Source organism: Lysinibacillus parviboronicapiens (assembly GCF_003049575.1).
In the GTDB taxonomy this organism is placed as follows: Bacteria; Bacillota; Bacilli; order Bacillales_A; family Planococcaceae; genus Lysinibacillus; species Lysinibacillus parviboronicapiens.
Genome location: NZ_PYWI01000001.1, coordinates 1 through 18580, shown reverse-complemented (window position 1 = coordinate 18580; position 18580 = coordinate 1). Strand labels below are relative to the sequence as shown.

Below are 18580 nucleotides of genomic sequence, written 5' to 3'. Positions count from 1 at the left end.
AGGTTTTTGGCGGATGCCAAGGTGAATTCAAACTAGAGGTGAAACAATGGAAAGATTACAAAAAGTCATTGCTTATGCAGGTGTTGCATCAAGGCGTAAAGCAGAGCAATTGATAGTAGAAGGTAAAGTAAAGGTCAACGGTGTTGTGGTACGTGAGCTCGGCACAAAGGTGTCTAACTCAGATACAATTGAGGTTGAAGGCGTAAAACTTGAAAAAGAGGATAAAGTATATTATTTACTATATAAACCACGTGGTACGATTTCTGCTGTGACAGATGATAAAGGACGCAAAACTGTCACAGATTTATTTAAGCATATGCCGCAACGTATCTTCCCAGTAGGACGTCTTGATTATGATACATCAGGGTTATTGCTATTAACAAATGATGGCGAATTTTCCTATATGCTGACGCATCCTAAGTTTAAAATTGACAAAACGTATATTGCACGTGTCAAAGGTGTGCCAACAGTTGAAGGTTTAAAAAAGCTACAGCGTGGTATTAAGTTAGAGGATGGCAAAACAGCACCGGCTAAAGTGAGTATGACCTCTTTTGACGAGCAAGCAGGTAAAGCAATTTGTGAAATTACCATTCATGAAGGGCGTAATCGACAAGTACGTCGCATGTTCGAGGCAATCGGCACACCTGTTGTCAAGCTGAAACGTGAGCGCTTTGCCTTTTTAGATCTTTATGGCCTAACACCAGGAGAATACCGTGAATTGTCCAAGCATGAAGTGAAGCAACTGCGCGTGTTAGCTGAAACTGGGCAAATCGGCTAAATGAACATTTGATGCAGAAAGTGAACATACCGCTATACGTATAGTGTGTTTTTCACTTTCTTTGTGGTGAAAACGTCATAAATCATTCATAATTAATAGCTAAGCAAATTTGTATCATTTTGCTATAATAGGTGAGAATAGTACACCTTATTTAATTTCGTCCAGTGGTAGCGCTGAATAAATTAAAGCCTCGCAAATGTCACAGATGTTTGTTTCGGCATAAAATTGTGACAGCAGTAATTGCTTTCAGTACCGAAAGCAATGCGGCAGGTAAGGATTAATCATCTGGACGCAGGCTTTTCAGTGCAAAAGCAAAAGCGTCATCAAGAATTACTCCGAGGGGTAATGAAGAGGGAGGTTTATTAACTTGGAGAAAAAGAAGAAACGTCTCGTAACACGGACAATTATTTTAGTAATTTTAGCGCTAGCGATTGGTTACACAGTATATGGAACGGCAACAAAGGAGAAAGTAGAGTTAGTAGCAGTGGGCTCTGAAGCACCTGACTTCACGTTAGTAGATTTGAACGGTGAGAAACATAAACTGTCTGATTATAGAGGACAGGGGGTATTTCTGAACTTCTGGGGAACTTGGTGTAAGCCTTGTGAAAAGGAAATGCCTGCAATGGATCGACAGTATAAAGCCTTTAAAGATCAAGGTGTACAAACATTAGCCGTGAATATTGCACAAACAGATTTTGAAGTGCAAAGCTTTGTCGATAATTATGATCTGTCATTCCCAGTAGTAATCGACAAAACAAAGGACGTTATGACTGCTTATAACGTTGGGAACTTACCTGCTACGGTGATGATTGACCCATATGGCAAGGTAGCAAAAATTATTACAGGTGAAATGACGGAGGCGAATATCGCTTCTTACATGGAATTAGTAAAGCCAGAATAAGGAGTAAATGACGATGGAAAATATCACTTGTGCTTGTGGTCATAGTAACCCGTACGGCACGAAGTTATGTGAGAAATGTGGTCGTCCTTTAACTGAAGAGGAAAAGCAAAATAAAGTTGTCGACATGCGATACGATGGTACCGCTATTCGCTCTAAAACTTACAACAAATCGATTGTTGATAAGATTTGGAATTTCTTCTCAAGTGTAAAAGTGGGGATATCACTAATCATTATTACGTTAGTTGCTGCGTCAATCGGAACAATCCTACCACAAGAGCTTTATGTAAATGCTCCTGATGTTAGCAAACCAGCCTATTACGAGAAAGTGTATGGGTGGTTTGGTAAAGTTTATAACCAATTGGGACTATCGGATTTATACAGTACTTGGTGGTTCCAAATTTTAGTGGGAATGCTCGCGATATCAATTATTGTTGCCAGTTTAGACCGTGGTATACCGCTGTATAAATCACTAAAGAATCAACGTGTCAAACGCCATGAAAGTTTCATGAAGCGCCAGCGTATTGTGGCAGAGGGACACGTAACAGCTAGTCCTGAAGAGACGCTTGATAAAGTTGAAAAGAAAATGACGGAGATGAAATATAATGTTCGGCGAGATGGCAGTGCGCTACTTGCAGAAAAAGGTCGTTTCTCTCGTTACGGTCCGTACATAAACCATGTCGGCCTAATTGTCTTTTTAGGTGGGGTTATGCTACGTTTAGTCCCTGGTTTCTATGTCGATGAGTCGATATGGGTTCGTGAAGGTGAAATGCGCGCTGTTTCAGGCATGGATGGCTATTTTATTGAAAACCGTAAATTTATTTTAGAAACGCATGATAATAAACCGCAGGGTGAACAGGTGAGACAAGGTGTCAATGTTGTTGCGAAAAACTTCCAATCAGACATCACTTTATACAAACAACCAAAGGATGCTATTCCTGGGGATATAGATAATCTTGAAAAGGTAAGAGATTACTCGATTCGTGTCAACCATCCATTGAAAGAAGCGGGCTTTGCTCTCTATCAAATGAATTATCGACTAAATGAATTGAAACAAATGAATTTTAATTTAGTGAATAAAGCTACTGAAGAATCACTCGGTACAATTGAAATTGATTTAACAAACCCTAAAAAAGCATATAATTTAGGAAATGGTGCATCAGTCCAGCTATTAGTTTATACGCCAGATTTCAATGGTTTTGAAAATGGTGCGCCACAAACGAAATCGTCTTTACCAGTAAATCCAGCGTTCATCTTTAAAATGACGACACCAGAAACACCAGATGGTGAAACAAGCTTTGTTGCGATAAAACAAACAATGGAGCCATTTGGCGAAACCAAGTACAAAATGAAATTTGCAGGTTCAGAGACACTGAATGTGTCTAATTTTACCATTCGTAAGGACCGCACAATTCCTATTCTATTCGTGGGTGGAGTTATTTTCATGATTGGTGTAGCGATTGGTTCCTATTGGAATCACCGTCGTCTATGGTTACAAGTGGAACCAGATGGTGGAGTCGTAATGGCTGCCCATGTAAACAAAAATATGTTTAGTATGAAAAAAGATTTAGATGCCGTGACTGCCTTTGCTGGTCTACCGCACTATATAGATCAGTTAGAGAAGTTAGAGGAAGGCGAAGAGTCCACGGATGGTGGCATTAAAGAAAAGGAAGGTGACAACACCTTATGAGTTTGATTGACTTAAGTGGAAATCTATTATTTGTTGCATTTATAGCCTATCTTGTGGCAACATTACTGTTCGGTGGTGCGATTAAACAATCGAATGCTACAGGCAATAACACGCATATATGGGGCAAGCTCGCGATTGTCGTAACAATAATTGGATTCCTTTCACAGCTTAGCTATTTTATAACGCGTTGGATTCATACAGGACATGCTCCTGTAAGTAATATGTTTGAATTTACGACTGCTTTCGGGATGTTTATCGTAGCAGCATTCATTTTAATTTACTTTATTTATCGTATGACTGCTCTTGGTTTGGTGGCATTACCTGTGGCATTGTTAATCATTGCCTATGCCGCGATGTTCCCGAATGAAGTAAGTCCATTAGTACCATCATTGCAAAGTCACTGGCTCACAATTCACGTGATTACAGCTGCGTTAGGACAATCGATTTTAGCAATCAGTGCGGTTGCAGGGCTTATTTATTTATTAAAAGTGGTTGATGTGAAAAAAGCTTCAAAGCAACGCTTCTGGCTAGAAGCAGTTATGTATTGCATTATCATTGTTGTTGGCTTTGTCCTTGTGACATCAACATTCAGTGCAATGGATTACGAGTCAACATATACGTATGTCGATAAAGAAGGAAAAGACCGTCAAATTATTTACAATATGCCGCCTATTTTCGGCATGAATGATTATAAGGCAGTAGAAGAACATGGTATGTCACCATTAGTAGAAATGCCTGGCATTATCAATGCTAAAAAATTAACAACAGTTGTATGGTCATTGTTAGTAGGTTCTATACTATACTTACTAATTCGTTTAATTGCACGTCGACGAATTAGTGCGATATTCCAACCGCTCGTAAAACGAGTAAACTTACAATTACTAGATGAAATCGGTTACCGCTCGGTGTTAATTGGTTTCCCAGTATTCACGTTAGGGGCACTAATCTTTGCGATGATTTGGGCGCAAATTGCATGGAGTCGCTTCTGGGGCTGGGACCCGAAAGAAGTATGGGCGCTTATTACATGGTTATTCTATGCAGCATTCCTACACCTACGTCTATCAAAAGGCTGGGAAGGTGAAAGATCTGCCTGGTTGGCATTAATTGGTTTCGGTATTATTTTATTTAACCTAATTGCCGTTAACTTAATTCTTGCCGGTTTACACTCCTACGCGTAAATGTGAAACGAAAAGCCTTTTCGCCGCAGCGAAAGGGCTTTCTTTTCTTTTCAAGACGTAAAGTACCATGTACAATAGAGGGTAGAGAAAGATTGGAAGAGAGGGATCGTGACAGTGTCAGAAAATATTTCAGTATTAGTAGTAGACGACGAGGATCGTATTCGCCGCTTATTAAAAATGTATTTAGAGCGTGAAGGATACCTAGTTGACGAAGCAGAGAATGGTGAAGAAGCGATCGAGAAATCTTTAGAAAAAGAGTATCACTGTATTTTACTTGATATTATGATGCCTGAAAAAGACGGGCTTGAAGTGTGTGCTGAAATCCGCGAGCGTGCTGCAACACCAATTATTTTATTAACTGCGAAGGGCGAGGAAGCGAATCGCGTACAAGGTTTCGAGCTTGGTGCAGATGATTATATTGTAAAACCATTTAGTCCTCGTGAGGTTGTTCTGCGTGTGAAGGCTATTTTACGCCGATCACAAGCATTCTCACCTACAACGAGTACATCTACTTCAAAAGATTTGGTTGTATTCCAACACTTAATGATCGATCATGATGCACACCGTGTAACGGCAGAGGGCATTGAAGTGAATTTAACACCGAAAGAGTATGAATTACTGTATTTCCTAGCAAAATCTCCAGACAAAGTATTTGACCGTGAACAATTGCTAAAAGAGGTTTGGCACTATGATTTCTTTGGGGACCTACGTACAGTCGATACACACGTAAAACGTTTACGTGAAAAGCTCAATCGTGTATCAGAAAACGCTGCAAAAATGATTGTCACGGTTTGGGGCGTGGGCTACAAATTTGAGGTTGTCAATGAATAGAATATGGAATAGTGTTGTCGGGAAGCTATGGGTAACCATATTGCTTCTCGTTTCATTTGTATTATTTGTTTTCACGGTTTTAATGCTCGAATTTCTTCAAAATTATCATATGCAGCAGGCAGAAATCTCGCTGCGTCAAACAGCTGCAACAGTTGCAAGTATTGTAGATGATAATGAAACGGCAGAAACCACTTCGGAATTATTAACAGATATTTTACCAGATAGTACGAACGCACTTATTGCAACTAGCCATGTAGAAGTGTCATTTGCGATGCAAGAAGGCGTCAATAAAAAAGAAATCCAAGATACGATTTTGGCCAATAAAACGTTCCATGAAATTTTTCAATCAGATGAACCTGTCATTAAGGAAATGATGATGCCGTCCTCAACAGACAAAGATAAAATGGAATCGTATGTCGTACTCGGCTTCCCTTTAAACGTGGAAAATGAAGTACATGGTGCGGTCTTTATTTATCAAAGTCCAGATGCACTACATAAAACATCGAAAGAGACGACGAAAATTGTCTTTTTAGCGGCATTTATAGCCTTTGTGTTAACGACATTCTTTGCATTTTTCCTATCTTCACGTATTACTTCGCCATTGCGTAAAATGCGTGAATTAGCCTTTGAAATTTCCAAAGGAAACTTCGAAGCGAAAATGCCTACTACACAAAATGATGAAATCGGTCAGCTTGCAGTTGCCTTTAACCAAATGGGGCGGCAGCTGAAACACAATTTAGAGGTTATCAATCAAGAAAACGAGCAGTTGTCGAATATACTGACTTCGATGACTGATGCTGTTATTACATTTAATCGTGATCGTACAATATTACTGAGCAATCCACCAGCTGAGCGTTTAATGCAAAAATGGTTTGTCAATAAGGGTTCACAAAGTACAAAGCCTATTCCACCAGAACTGTATCATATGCTTGATCATGTACTGATGTTTGAAGATAAGCTTGAAGAGGAAATTGAAATGGATGGAAATTATTACACGTTCACGATTAGCCCGCTCTATAGTGGGGAATTGATACGTGGAGCGGTGGCTGTTATTCGGGATATGACAGAGCAGCATCGTCTAGAAAAGCTCCGATCTGATTTTATTGCCAATGTGTCGCATGAGTTACGCACGCCAATTGCGATGCTCCAAGGCTACTCTGAAGCCTTGATGGATGATTTCATTCAAGATCAAGAAGAACGCAATGAAATTACTAAAATCATTTACGATGAATCCAAGCGGATGGGACGCCTAGTTACGGACTTATTGGATCTTGCCCGTATGGAATCTGGACATATGACGCTCTACAAAGATGAGTTACCGATTAACTCTACATTCGAGCGTATTACACAAAAATTCGCGCAAGTCGCAAAGGAAAAGCATGTGCAACTAATTTTCGATAGTGAATTTAATGATGATGCGATAATAAGCATAGATGAAGACCGTATTGAACAAGTGTTAACCAACTTAGTTGATAATGCACTGCGTCATACGGATGAAGGATCAGTGATCGTGACAGTGGAGAAGGAACCAACCTTTGCCAAGATTTCTGTACAGGATACAGGACATGGCATTCCTCAGGATGATTTGCCATATGTCTTTGAACGCTTCTATAAAGCAGATAAAGCACGTACGCGATCGAAAGGTGGCACAGGTCTTGGGCTTGCTATTGCCCGAAATATCGTCAAGGCACATTCCGGAAATATTATGGTCGATAGTGTCTTAAAAAAAGGTACGACGTTCACGTTTTATTTACCATTCGATTAACTTTTTTACGCTACATGACAACGTAGGCGATCACACATAGTCGTGTATGTGTAACGACGACTACCAATGATTTATTATAGTGAAACAGTAAAATTGCGATGTAGAGATAGATAAAGTGTAACTTCTTTGAAGGTTAGACGACAAATACTATAAGAACGGGGGTGGAGTGCTTTGAATGACTCCGTGTTCCATCGGCTATACGATGCATACCATCAAGACGTGTTCCAGTTCCTAATTTATTTAGTGAAAAACCGTACACTTGCTGAGGATTTAGCGCATGAAGTGTACGTTCGTGTGCTGCGCTCATATGATAACTTTGCAGGGAATAGCAGTGAGAAGACATGGTTATTTGCTATTGCAAAAAACGTAGCCATCGACCATTTTAGAAAGCAGGCAGTACGCCAAAAACATTCACTTGATTTTTTTGACTGGGAAACGGAACAATTACATTCAACCACGCCATCACCGGAAGAATTACTACAGGCCAGTGATGAATTTTTACAGGTAGAATCAGCGCTTGAAAACTGTACAGGCGACCAAAAAATGGTCATTATTATGCGTTACTTCCAAGACTTATCAATTGCTGAAACAGCGCAAATATTAGATTGGACAGAAGCAAAAGTAAAAACGACGCAGCATCGAGCCATTAAATTTTTAAGACAACAGTTACAACCGGTTAGTGAACAGGAGGCGAAACGGCAATGACTCATAAACAGTTTGACGAAGACCAACTTGAACAGGTATTGAACAACGCCCCTAAGCTATCTGACCACCGTTCGAAAGACGAAGTGTTGCAACGTTTGCTGGCAGATGCGCGTTTGCAGGACAATAGCCATCTTCAAGCGGCTGTGCAAGAACTAAATGAAAGCCAACTAACAACGCATGAGGTTAACGAGAAACAAGATTTTATACAAGCAGAGAATAAAGATTTACCGATAACGAAACGTAAATATAAAAAAATGCCCCTATTTATGAGTGTTGCTGCTGTTTTTGTGCTGACTTTAATAGCAGGTTCCATGTTTGTTAACAATAATGATTCGCCTAAAGATCAAGCAACTCCTGATAGTGCAACGTTTTCTAGCATGCCGGAAAATAGGGCTACAAAGGAAATTGAAAGTAGTGACAATGTGATGGATTCCAGTATCGTTGCCGAACATACTCGGATGATGTCGCTCCGAACATCTGTATACGAAGAAGACTTAACAGATGCCGTCGTGTTCCGCATTGGTTTAGCCGGAGGGAAAGCAGCGGAGAGTGTACCCATGACGTATATTATTCCGAATGAGCGCGTTGTAGCTGATTTTGGCAAGGAAAAGCCTACATCTTTGCAAATGTATGAAAAATACGCTCCTCAAATAGATGAAGAAGCAATGGGCTTTACAAACTACCATCCATATAAGGGTGAGTTGGAAGAAAAAGGCGAAACACTTGTGCATGTATTACCTAAAAAAAATGCCTATGATATAGCTTCTGCCTCGGTAAGTAAGTATCTAGGGTCGTTAAAGGACACTTTCTCAGACTCTGATTATAAGGAAATTGCCTTTGAAAATGCAGATGGCACGGCTTATGAGTTTTCGCAAGTGGGTGAACCAAGTGAGCCAATGGCATTGATACCAAGAGAACATTATAATTTTTATGTATATACTGAAACAAATGGCACAGAGTATTTATCGCCAGATTTCCGTAAAACGTTTTCAACCGTAACAGAGGCACTTACAGACATGCGCCATAAAAACGATGATGTATATGTTTCAGCAATACCAGAAAATGTGACTTATACGGTGAAGGAAGAAGCGGATGGTGTCGTTGTAACTTTTGATGTGGAACTTGATCTAATGACAATGGATGCAGTTCGTGCAACACAGCTAATCGAGGCAATGATGCTAACGGCTGCGAGCTTCGATAAGAAATTGCGCTTAGATAATGTTGTACAGGACAGTTGGGAGGGCTTTGATTTAACAAAGTACTTACCAATGCCAGTAGGGGCAAATAAGCAATATATGCCGGAATGACGGAACAGCTATCCTTTAAAGGGTAGCTGTTTTTTTATGTAAGAATAAAACATTGGAAGTAATGGGATATAGGCATATTAACAACGTGTTGCATTAATACTGACAAACTTAATCGGATTTTTTAAGCAGAAGTATTTACTTTTTGTTAATAATTCATTATAGTAAAGCTGTAAGATAAAATAATATTGATTCATCTTCGGGGCAGGGTGAAAATCCCGACCGGCGGTAATAGAATCGTAAATCGCTATTGTAGCATACATACAATAGCTCGAAAGATTTACTACAAGATTCTTCAGCCCGCGACCTGTGCAAATCTTTTTTTGCATGGCTGACTTGGTGCAATTCCAAGGCCGACAGTTATAGTCTGGATGGGAGAAGATGGAGGTACGATCGTCATTCGATGTTGCGAATTTTAGCTATAATCGAGCGTTTTTTCAGTGTGGATTTTGCACAGTAAACGCAAAAAAATAGCTAATAATGGCGTTTTTTAACCTTGCCTATTCTCCCTTATGCTAGTTGTGCATAGGGGTTTTTTCGTGAACGGGAATTGATAGTATCGTTGCCTTTCTTCTTGCGAGATTGAATCAGCAAAGAGGAGAGAGCTTTACAATGAAAAAAAATGTCAAACTTCAGTCGTTTATTACGATTGGTATGCTAAGTAGTATTTCGTTTTTACTAATGCTTTTTAATTTCCCAATTCCGCCATTTCCAGCGTTTCTAGAGGTGGATTTCAGTGACATGCCTGCACTTATCGCGGCGATCACGATGGGGCCAGTAGCAGGTATTTTAGTAGAATTATTTAAAAATGTCCTAGACTGGATTTTCTCAGGCACACCAACAGGCGTACCAGTTGGTCACCTTGCAAACTTTGCAACAGGCATTCTATTTATATTACCAGTAACGTTTATCTTTAATCGTTTTAAAACAGTTGCAGGTCTTGTCGGAGGGTTAGTTGCTGGAACGATTGTGATGGCAGTAGGTATGAGCCTTTTAAACTATGCGATATTTTTACCAATGTACACTTACTTCTTAGGCATGGAGCCAGTCGTTGGAGATTCTTTATATACAATGATTGTAGCGGGTATTTTACCGTTCAACATTGTAAAAGGTATTTTATTAACGGCCATCATGGCATTACTATTCACTACAATGCGTAAATGGATTGAACGTCAACGTCAAATGTATAGCACAAAATAATAGATCGAACCTCGAGTGTGTAGATGCTCGAGGTTTTTTTATGAGATTTTGGGAGCGCTGGATGCAAGCTTAGAATGACGGATAGAAAGCCGAGAGTGAAGGATAGAAGGCTCGAAGTGACGGATAGAAAGCTCGAAAATACGGATAACAGCACGAGACAGTAGATATTCTGCTGGTCAACTAGAGATTGTCTAGTCGAAAATCTTAATTTCATGTACAATAAGTGTGAGTTTAGAATGTTGAGGAGTATGAAGAGATGAGTCAAAAGAACGGACAGTGGTCCAGTAAATTGGGATTTATTTTAGCATCGGCAGGAGCGGCAATTGGGCTAGGCGCAATATGGAAGCTGCCATATGTCACGGGTCAAAGTGGTGGTGGTGCATTTTTCCTTATTTTTGTGTTATTTACATTGTTGATTGGTTTGCCGATGCTATTATCAGAATATATTTTAGGACGTGGTACACAGTCAGAGGCTGTAACAGCGTATAAAAAAGTTGTACCTACGAAACAGGGCTGGGCATGGATTGGCCGTATGGGTGTGCTTGGTTGTTTTCTGCTATTAACTTTTTACAGTGTAGTAGGAGGCTGGATTTTTGTTTATAGCGGCCTTGGTGTGACGGGAGCGGTGATTGATCCCGCAGTGAACCCTAGTGATCTATTTGCTAACATTATAGGGACGCCTTGGATTACACTGCTTGGCTTGGGATTGTTTACGCTGGCAAATGTACTTGTTATCTCACTTGGTGTGCAAAATGGAATTGAAAAAGCAAATAAGTGGATGATGCCATTATTATTTTTAATGTTCGTTGTACTTGTAGTGCGTGCGTTAACGTTAGATGGAGCCATGGAGGGGGTTAAGTTCTTCTTGTGGCCCGACTTTACACATATTACAGGAAAGGCGTTGTTAGAGGCTTTAGGGCAATCATTCTTTGGCTTGGCCGTCGGATTTTCATGCCTTGTGACGTATAGCTCGTATTTGAAAAAAGATGTTAGCTTACCGAATTCGGCAGGATCAGTGGTGATACTAACTGTACTTGTGTCATTTTTTGCTGGTCTAGCAATTTTTCCTGTTGTCTTTGCCTTTGATTTAGAGCCTGCATCTGGACCAGGGTTATTATTTATGGTGCTGCCAACAGCTTTTAGTCAAATGCCATTTGGTGAAATATTTTTAGCGATGTTTTTATTGCTGTTTTTATTTGCTACACTGACATCGTCCTTTAGTTTATATGAAATAATAGTAGCAGCATTTATTGAAAAATGGCAGATGTCACGTTCTGCATTGACATTGTTACTCGGTGTGGTTGTATTTATCGCTGCCATTCCATCAGCTTTATCATCAAGTCTATTAGCAGATGTATCGATTTTTGGAAAAACAGTTTTTGATGCAACAGATTTTTTAGTGTCAAATTTAATGTTGCCATTAGGTAATTTATTGATTGCCATTTTTATTGCCTATGTGGTTGATAAGGAATTTGTCAAAAAAGAATTACTGATAGGCAGTCAAATGGGGCAAGGGTATTTTAGGACATACCGCTTGTTAATGTTAATTGTAGTGCCGATTGTCATTAGTGTTGTCATGTTAAATATGCTGCTAAAATTTTAAATTAAAAAGGGCGTACTCATTCATTTGAATACGCCCTTTGTGTATATTAATATTCACTTAGCGATAACTCGCCAGACCAGCCTTCTTTGATGATTTGCTGCGCTTCATCCTCGCTTTTCGCAATTGGGAATATTTTATCACATTGGGAAATAGCAAATAAGTTAAGGATGAAGTCATCAACGACAATAATGGCAATTCTTTTTTCATTAACAGAAACTTTCTTGGCAAAATTGACAATCATACCAAAGCCTGTACTATCAATATTCGTTACTTTTTGCATATCGATAATGTAGCCGTGCTTAGTTTCTAATTTCAAAGCTTGAAGATCCTTTTTAATATCCTCGATTACCCCATATTCCAAATCACCAGTAAAGGTAATGACAATATAATTAGCCTTTGTGCTAATATCCATTGCAATTTTTTTCTGAGCCATACTATAACGCCTCCATGTTTCTTTTCGTGTTTGGTGTTCTTTTATTACAGATTAAAACTTAAATTTATTTACTTCATGCTGTAATTTATGGGCGATTGCTGCTAAATCGTCTGAACTATGTGTGATTTCTGCCACTGTTGCATATTGTTCTTCTGAGGTTGCTGCAATTTCTTCGGTAGCAGCAGCTGAATCCTCAATAATTCTTGAAATATCTTGAATGGCTTGTTGGACACCGAGAGAATTGTCGTTGACATGAGCGAAGGCAGCTTTCATCTGTTTAACGCCTACTTCGGTTTCTACCACCTTTTCAACAATTTCTTTTAAGGCACTCCCTCCTTTATTAATGATTGTCACTTGTTCTTCTACAGCTAATAAGTTACTTTCCATTGTACGAACTGTCACGGATGTTTCTGCTTGAATATCATTGATTAAATTCGTTATTTGTCCTGAAGCTAAACTAGATTGCTCTGCTAACTGACGAACCTCTGAAGCTACCACTGCAAAGCCTTTTCCTTGGTCGCCTGCACGAGCTGCTTCAATAGCCGCATTGAGCGCAAGTAAATTTGTTTGCTCAGCAATACCTGTAATGACTGTAATAATTCCACCAATTTCTTCAGAGCGCTTACCAAGCTTTTGAATAGAATCAGTAGCATAAGAGACTGTTTTTGTTACCGCGCTTAAATGTTTAATGGCTTCATTGATTGCCTCGTCACCTTTACGTGCAATATGTGTTGAAGCTATTGCGTTATTTAAAGTTTCTTCGGCCTTTTGTAAACTATGAGTTACTTCATCAATCGTTTTTTGCATCATATTCACAATTCTTTCAGATTGATCTGATTGTGTCGTAGTCCCGACAGCTATTTCGTTCATTGTTAACGCAATTTGGCTGGCTGCTTCACTTGTGAGATGTGATGATTCTGCTAAAGAATGAGAAGAGCTTGCAATTTGGTTGGCACTGCCGGCCACAATGGTCATTGTTTCGCCTAAGCGATTTTTCATATCACTAAAGGCTTGGGCTAAATCTGCAATCTCATCTTTTCCTTTTGGTTGTAATAATTTGACGTTTAAATTTAAGTTGGCAAGTTCTCGGGCATTTGTACTAAGTATATTGATAGGTGTAATAATTTGACGTTGTAAAAACCAGCTAATACAACCAATAATCAAAATGGCTATACCTAAGGAAATCAAAATATTTTCTAGTGCAGATTTTGTTGCAATTTTTATATAGGGTGCCGTTGGGACAGCTGTTGCCCACACACCAATGACCTCTCCATTGGTGTCTAAAATAGGGTCATAGGCAGCTTGATGCATGCTCCCTAAAACATTGGCAGAGCCAAGAAAACGCTTTTTTTGCTCGAGTACAACGCTAGCTACTTCATCGGAGACTTTTGTATTAAGAGCGCGTTCACCAGATTCCACGATATTTGTACTAATTCGTGTATCATTTTGAAAGATGGAGACTGCGTTCCCGTTTGTGAGCTCACCAACTATATCAGCGACTTCAAAATTTTCTACCATGCTGACATCGCCTTTATATAATTGGTTGTTTACGATTTTCCATTCTCCGGGGATTTTAGCATCTAAAAATTGATAGCTTAACTGAATGTCTGATAAAAGCTTTGTATTGGCACTTTCTAATAAATTCTTTTTCGCTCCATAATAGTTAATACCAGCTAGCAGTGAAGTGAGTAGTAAAATACAAGTAAATGTGAGCAAGGTCATTTTTTTCCGAATTGTCAATTTCATTAGAATTCCTCCTATGTATATATTACGCTTGAAATTTTTTTGAAATACCAACTAAAAATTTTGTTTCTGATATATTTTCAAACCAAATACTATCAACCATATTTTTTATGAATAATAACCCTCGTCCCCGATCGGAAGAAGTGAGATTATGTAAATCAAATTCAAAGACCTTTTGCCAATCACTCACAGCAATTCCTTTTGCGTCATCAATGACCGTTACCCGTATCTCATCATCCTTTTGGATAACATGTACTTGAATTTTTTCCTGTGAATCTGTGTTTTTTTTTTCCATGGCCTCGACAGCATTAATTACTAATTCATGCACCACAAATCGTAATTCTTTTTGATAAGGAAGATTATAGACAGTCATATAATTTTCCATTACTTGATCGACAAAGTTAATAGCCTGCATGTTAGGTTTTACATTGAGTGTGAACTCCATCAGCAATCACCTACCTTGTAATGTTATCGTTACTGAAACTACTGTAATATCATCGCTATATTCGTTTTCGAATAAATCGTATTTTTGCGAAAATTTTTGCAGGGCATAGGTGTTATCTTGAGATGCATAGGAATGAAAGAAATCTAAATCGATTACTTGTTCTTCATTTAGTGTAAGTAAACCATCGGTATAAAGTATGATGCGATGCCAACCGGATAAAGGTATCGTTTTTTTGTTGATTTGAATAGTCGGAAAAAGACCTAAGATAGGTGTATTCGCTGGCAGGAACACCGTTTCTCCATATTTGCCGTATAAAAATCCAGATGGGTGAGCTGCATTGACATAATGTAAGGTGCCATTTTTCGTATCAATTAGAATATAAATAGCAGTCATTAAAAAACGATCCATATCCTCATCTGAAAACAACTCATATATTTGATGGTTGAGTTCGTGAATAACGGCCACGGGGTCTATTAATCTAGTAATAATTCCTCTTAGTAACGATTTTATGGACATAGTGACAAGTGAGGCAGCTATGCCATGGCCCATCGCATCATAGAGTAGAACTGCGGTTAAATCATCGTTGATTTTAAACCAGCTGTACATGTCACCACCTAATGTGTTGGAAGTAACATATAGTCCATCAATTTGAATATGTTTGAGATTTAACGCTGGTGATAATGCGTTCTTTTGGAATTTTTTGGCGATAATTAAATCCTTCTGAATACTACTTTCTTGCTGCTTGCGAAGTTTAGCTTCTCCTCGATATTTTAAGGCAACTTGAATGCGTGTTTTGAAATGGGTGAAATCAAATGGCTTTAATATAAAATCGAATATGCCTGCCTCGAAAACTCTGTCGATGGTAATCGATTTTTCATAAGTAGTGGAGAGTAGAATGGGGGCATCTATCCAGCTCTGTAATTCAGCAATTTGTTGACAAATTTCCTCACAATTTTTTAGTGTTAATTTCGCATCTAAAATGACTAAATCGAGATCCTCTTTTAAATCGTCTAATAAATAATTCATCGCCGCTTCTGTTGTGGTAAAGCAATGAACACTTTTGATGTCAATGCGATGAAAATATTTTTGCAGTCGCAATACATCATTGCTGACACTACCAATAATTAAAACTGACATGCTTTTTACCATTCACCGCCTTAGGTATCGTTAGAACTATTTGCTCATCTAAATATATGTTTTAATTCGCAATTCTTTAAATGCTTGAGCAATTTTGGAAATTCTAATTTGCTATAAATTTACCAATAAAAAAGACATTATACAAGACTATTGTGATATAAAATCAGAAATTTTCAATGGCGTTTATGTTATATGAACGCTTGCATGTTTTACGACTTATTTCTTATGTTAATAGGCTTGCAAAACTCATATAAGTCATGACTAATTCGTTAATGAAAATACAACCAAGTGACCAAATTACAATTGACAGATTAAAAGTCGAGTTAGCATATTTTTTTCTTAAAAATACCAGCACTCTATACATCTACAAAAAAGATGAAATTATTCTAAAAAATCTATGTAAGAAAACATAACATATATATTGCTTTTTCATCTTCGGTTAGTGTATTTTAATATCAGTTATAAATATCGCGTAAGGAAAAATGACAATTGGAGTGGTGAAGAATGAAACATTATACAAAAGAAGATATTGTCCGCCTGGTGAAAGAAGAAAATGTGAAATTTATTCGCCTACAATTTACTGATATATTGGGAACAGTTAAGAACGTTGAAATACCTCTTAGCCAATTAGAGAAGGCGTTAAACAATAAGGTTATGTTCGATGGCTCCTCTATTGAAGGTTTTGTGCGCATAGAGGAATCGGATATGTATTTACGTCCGGATTTAGATACTTTCGTGATTTTTCCATGGACTGCTGAAAAGGGCAAGGTAGCACGTTTCGTCTGTGACATTGCACGACCAGATGGTACACCATTTGAGGGGGATCCACGCTCCAATCTTAAGCGTGTATTAAAGGAAATGGAGGAATTAGGTTTTACTTCATTTAATCTAGGGCCAGAGCCAGAGTTTTTCTTATTTAAGCTTGATGAAAAAGGGCATCCCACTCTTGAGTTAAATGATAGTGGGGGATATTTTGATTTAGCACCGACCGATTTAGGTGAGAATTGCCGCCGTGATATTGTGCTGGAATTAGAGGGGATGGGTTTCGAAATTGAAGCATCTCACCATGAGGTTGCACCTGGTCAGCACGAAATTGACTTTAAGTATGCAAATGCCATCGAAGCTTGTGACAATATTCAAACCTTTAAGCTGGTCGTGAAAACGGTGGCAGCACAGCATGGACTACATGCAACTTTTATGCCAAAACCATTATTCGGCGTCAACGGTTCAGGTATGCACTTTAACCTCTCACTTTTTGAGGGCGACAAAAATGCTTTCTTCGATGAAAATGCAGAGTTGCAATTAAGTCAAACAGCACGCAGCTTTATGGCGGGAATTATGAAGCATGTGCATGGCTTCACAGCAGTGACAAACCCATTAGTAAATTCCTATAAGCGTTTAGTGCCTGGCTATGAAGCACCATGCTATGTGGCATGGTCAGCTCAAAACCGCTCACCACTTATTCGAATACCAGCAGCGCGAGGCCTCTCAACACGTATTGAGTTACGTTCTGTGGATCCAGCAGCAAACCCTTACTTAGCGATGGCTGTAATTTTAGCCGCTGGACTCGATGGTATTCGGAAGGACTTAACACCTCCGGACGCAGTGGACCGTAATATTTACAAGATGACTCGTGTAGATCGCGAAATGAATGGCATAGATAGCTTGCCGTCCTCACTGGAATATGCACTTATTGAACTAGAGATGGATCATATCGTACGTGAAGCATTAGGAGATCATATTTTTGAGAAGTTCACAGCAGCAAAAGAAATTGAATGGAACAAATACCGCACACGCGTCCACGACTGGGAACGCGATGAATATATGACGATGTACTAGAAAAGAAGTGTTGGAGCTGTAGCGCTCCGACACTTCTTTGTTTTTTTGCCCACATGGGTTTGTTTTGCTGTCCACAAATTGCCCACAAGAATTATTTTTATTTTTGCTCTGTATATTTGTCAAAACTATAAATAGGCAAGGTAGTTTGCGAGTTTAACGAGCCACGCTAGTTAATCATTTGGTACAGATGATAAAAGTGCGTTTTGACTAGCACTAGTCAATTCATCTTGTCCAAGAAGTGTAACTTATCTCATGACCTTTTTTATTTTTTTTAATTCATTTATTAAATAGTCTATCTGCTTTTGCAGATCATCTACTTCTTTAGATTGATCTTTATTTTGATTTTGGGTATTCTGGTTATTCGATTTTTCTAACGCATTTAACGCGAGACCTGCTGCAACAGCAGACAGTCCGTCGCCCAATGTTGCGATGGAAGCACCGATATATGCAAGTCTGGCTATTTGAATTTCTGTTGTATCCAAAGATTGTTGTGGATTTTTATTATAATCATTCATTAAATAACCCCTTTGCTTTCATATTGATCTCATATCTCAACTGTATCCTATGATGTAAAGGAAAGAAAAGTGACAAATAATTATGTTGCAGCTTGAATGGTTGTTGTACTGAACAATAGGAAGTTAGTGACAGCCGTATTATTCAGCCTTATATTCTAGGTATTTTAACTATGGCGTTTGCTTAATTTAAGAATATTATGCAAGTGGGATAGGAGGTGAAATAATTGAGGTTTAATTACAATCGAAATAATGATAATTTCAAATGTGACGCAAAATGTAATTATCCAATGAAATTCAAATGCAATGAATTTGGTTGTAACGGATATCCTTATGGTGCATATGAAATTCAAGACCCTGTAGGTGCTACAGGGGCAACTGGAGCTACCGGTTCGACAGGAGCGACAGGTCCCCAAGGATTAGCGGGAGTAGCCGGAGCAACAGGCCCCCAAGGATTAGCGGGATTAGCGGGAGTAGCCGGAGCAACAGGTCCCCAAGGACTGTCTCTTATACACATCT

16 protein-coding genes, 1 pseudogene and 1 riboswitch are annotated in these 18580 nt (G+C 38.8%); of the genes and pseudogenes, 12 read left to right on the top strand and 5 right to left on the bottom strand.

The features are described from left to right. Positions 1 to 46: 46 nt before the first annotated feature. The 10 genes from C9J35_RS00085 to C9J35_RS00040 all read left to right on the top strand — a co-directional run bounded on the left by C9J35_RS00085 (position 47) and on the right by C9J35_RS00040 (position 11952). Entirely contained in the window at positions 47 to 778 is a 732-nt protein-coding gene (locus tag C9J35_RS00085; RefSeq protein ID WP_107922937.1) for a pseudouridine synthase, read from the top strand. A 367-nt stretch (positions 779 to 1145) separates the two neighbouring features. Further along, positions 1146 to 1679 carry a thiol-disulfide oxidoreductase ResA gene (gene resA / locus C9J35_RS00080; protein WP_054767204.1) on the top strand — a complete coding sequence of 178 codons (534 nt, stop codon included), beginning with the start codon at positions 1146 to 1148 and terminating at the stop codon, positions 1677 to 1679. Between the two features lie 13 nt (positions 1680 to 1692). Next, positions 1693 to 3366 carry a cytochrome c biogenesis protein ResB gene (gene resB / locus C9J35_RS00075; RefSeq protein ID WP_107922936.1) on the top strand — a complete coding sequence of 558 codons (1674 nt, stop codon included), beginning with the start codon at positions 1693 to 1695 and terminating at the stop codon, positions 3364 to 3366. Next, complete coding sequence (ccsB, locus tag C9J35_RS00070; protein WP_107922935.1) at positions 3363 to 4544, top strand: c-type cytochrome biogenesis protein CcsB; 1182 nt, start codon at positions 3363 to 3365, stop codon at positions 4542 to 4544. The genes resB and ccsB overlap by 4 nt, the downstream gene beginning before the upstream one ends. Positions 4545 to 4658: 114 nt before the next feature. After that, positions 4659 to 5375 (top strand): response regulator transcription factor, encoded by a 717-nt coding sequence (locus C9J35_RS00065; protein ID WP_107923287.1) that lies wholly within the window; start codon positions 4659 to 4661, stop codon positions 5373 to 5375. Beyond that, positions 5368 to 7140, top strand: a complete 1773-nt coding sequence (locus C9J35_RS00060; RefSeq protein WP_107922934.1) for an ATP-binding protein — start codon at positions 5368 to 5370, stop codon at positions 7138 to 7140. The genes C9J35_RS00065 and C9J35_RS00060 overlap by 8 nt, the downstream gene beginning before the upstream one ends. A 171-nt stretch (positions 7141 to 7311) precedes the next feature. Next, positions 7312 to 7845, top strand: coding sequence for an RNA polymerase sigma factor SigX (gene sigX, locus C9J35_RS00055; protein ID WP_107922933.1), 534 nt, complete (start codon positions 7312 to 7314; stop codon positions 7843 to 7845). Continuing rightward, entirely contained in the window at positions 7842 to 9152 is a 1311-nt protein-coding gene (locus C9J35_RS00050) for an RNA polymerase subunit sigma (RefSeq protein WP_107922932.1), read from the top strand. Before sigX ends, C9J35_RS00050 begins: the two co-directional genes overlap by 4 nt. A gap of 188 nt (positions 9153 to 9340) precedes the next feature. Then, positions 9341 to 9536, top strand: a riboswitch (FMN riboswitch). A gap of 225 nt (positions 9537 to 9761) precedes the next feature. Next, positions 9762 to 10349 carry an ECF transporter S component gene (locus C9J35_RS00045; RefSeq protein ID WP_054767205.1) on the top strand — a complete coding sequence of 196 codons (588 nt, stop codon included), beginning with the start codon at positions 9762 to 9764 and terminating at the stop codon, positions 10347 to 10349. A 256-nt stretch (positions 10350 to 10605) separates the two neighbouring features. Next, entirely contained in the window at positions 10606 to 11952 is a 1347-nt protein-coding gene (locus tag C9J35_RS00040) for a sodium-dependent transporter (RefSeq protein WP_107922931.1), read from the top strand. A 46-nt stretch (positions 11953 to 11998) separates the two neighbouring features. Here the strand turns inward: C9J35_RS00040 and C9J35_RS00035 are convergent, their stop codons facing one another. Genes C9J35_RS00035 through C9J35_RS00020 form a run of 4 tightly spaced genes read right to left on the bottom strand, consistent with a single transcriptional unit; the run spans position 11999 to position 15710 of the window. Continuing rightward, complete coding sequence (locus tag C9J35_RS00035; protein WP_107922930.1) at positions 11999 to 12385, bottom strand: STAS domain-containing protein; 387 nt, start codon at positions 12383 to 12385, stop codon at positions 11999 to 12001. 51 nt (positions 12386 to 12436) lie between these two features. Next, positions 12437 to 14131 (bottom strand): methyl-accepting chemotaxis protein, encoded by a 1695-nt coding sequence (locus tag C9J35_RS00030; protein ID WP_107922929.1) that lies wholly within the window; start codon positions 14129 to 14131, stop codon positions 12437 to 12439. 22 nt (positions 14132 to 14153) lie between these two features. Continuing rightward, positions 14154 to 14573 carry an ATP-binding protein gene (locus C9J35_RS00025; RefSeq protein ID WP_107922928.1) on the bottom strand — a complete coding sequence of 140 codons (420 nt, stop codon included), beginning with the start codon at positions 14571 to 14573 and terminating at the stop codon, positions 14154 to 14156. Between the two features lie 6 nt (positions 14574 to 14579). Beyond that, positions 14580 to 15710, bottom strand: coding sequence for a SpoIIE family protein phosphatase (locus C9J35_RS00020; RefSeq protein ID WP_107923286.1), 1131 nt, complete (start codon positions 15708 to 15710; stop codon positions 14580 to 14582). Positions 15711 to 16214: 504 nt separating this feature from the next. On the opposite strand from C9J35_RS00020, the gene glnA reads away from it, so the two are divergent. Beyond that, positions 16215 to 17549, top strand: a complete 1335-nt coding sequence (glnA, locus tag C9J35_RS00015) for a type I glutamate--ammonia ligase (RefSeq protein ID WP_107922927.1) — start codon at positions 16215 to 16217, stop codon at positions 17547 to 17549. 245 nt (positions 17550 to 17794) lie between these two features. Here the strand turns inward: glnA and C9J35_RS00010 are convergent, their stop codons facing one another. Continuing rightward, complete coding sequence (locus C9J35_RS00010; RefSeq protein ID WP_107922926.1) at positions 17795 to 18064, bottom strand: translation initiation factor 2; 270 nt, start codon at positions 18062 to 18064, stop codon at positions 17795 to 17797. A gap of 224 nt (positions 18065 to 18288) precedes the next feature. Here C9J35_RS00010 and C9J35_RS25160 point away from each other — a divergent pair. Continuing rightward, positions 18289 to 18580: pseudogene (locus tag C9J35_RS25160) on the top strand (hypothetical protein); the annotation flags it as partial.

Coding starts and splice junctions, on each gene's coding strand:
- C9J35_RS00085 (WP_107922937.1), top strand. CDS start 47: ATGGAAAGATTACAAAAAGTCATTGCTTATGCAGGTGTTGCATCAAGG.
- resB (WP_107922936.1), top strand. CDS start 1,693: ATGGAAAATATCACTTGTGCTTGTGGTCATAGTAACCCGTACGGCACG.
- ccsB (WP_107922935.1), top strand. CDS start 3,363: ATGAGTTTGATTGACTTAAGTGGAAATCTATTATTTGTTGCATTTATA.
- C9J35_RS00060 (WP_107922934.1), top strand. CDS start 5,368: ATGAATAGAATATGGAATAGTGTTGTCGGGAAGCTATGGGTAACCATA.
- C9J35_RS00050 (WP_107922932.1), top strand. CDS start 7,842: ATGACTCATAAACAGTTTGACGAAGACCAACTTGAACAGGTATTGAAC.
- C9J35_RS00045 (WP_054767205.1), top strand. CDS start 9,762: ATGAAAAAAAATGTCAAACTTCAGTCGTTTATTACGATTGGTATGCTA.
- C9J35_RS00040 (WP_107922931.1), top strand. CDS start 10,606: ATGAGTCAAAAGAACGGACAGTGGTCCAGTAAATTGGGATTTATTTTA.
- C9J35_RS00035 (WP_107922930.1), bottom strand. CDS start 12,385: ATGGCTCAGAAAAAAATTGCAATGGATATTAGCACAAAGGCTAATTAT.
- C9J35_RS00030 (WP_107922929.1), bottom strand. CDS start 14,131: ATGAAATTGACAATTCGGAAAAAAATGACCTTGCTCACATTTACTTGT.
- C9J35_RS00025 (WP_107922928.1), bottom strand. CDS start 14,573: ATGGAGTTCACACTCAATGTAAAACCTAACATGCAGGCTATTAACTTT.
- C9J35_RS00020 (WP_107923286.1), bottom strand. CDS start 15,710: ATGTCAGTTTTAATTATTGGTAGTGTCAGCAATGATGTATTGCGACTG.
- glnA (WP_107922927.1), top strand. CDS start 16,215: ATGAAACATTATACAAAAGAAGATATTGTCCGCCTGGTGAAAGAAGAA.
- C9J35_RS00010 (WP_107922926.1), bottom strand. CDS start 18,064: ATGAATGATTATAATAAAAATCCACAACAATCTTTGGATACAACAGAA.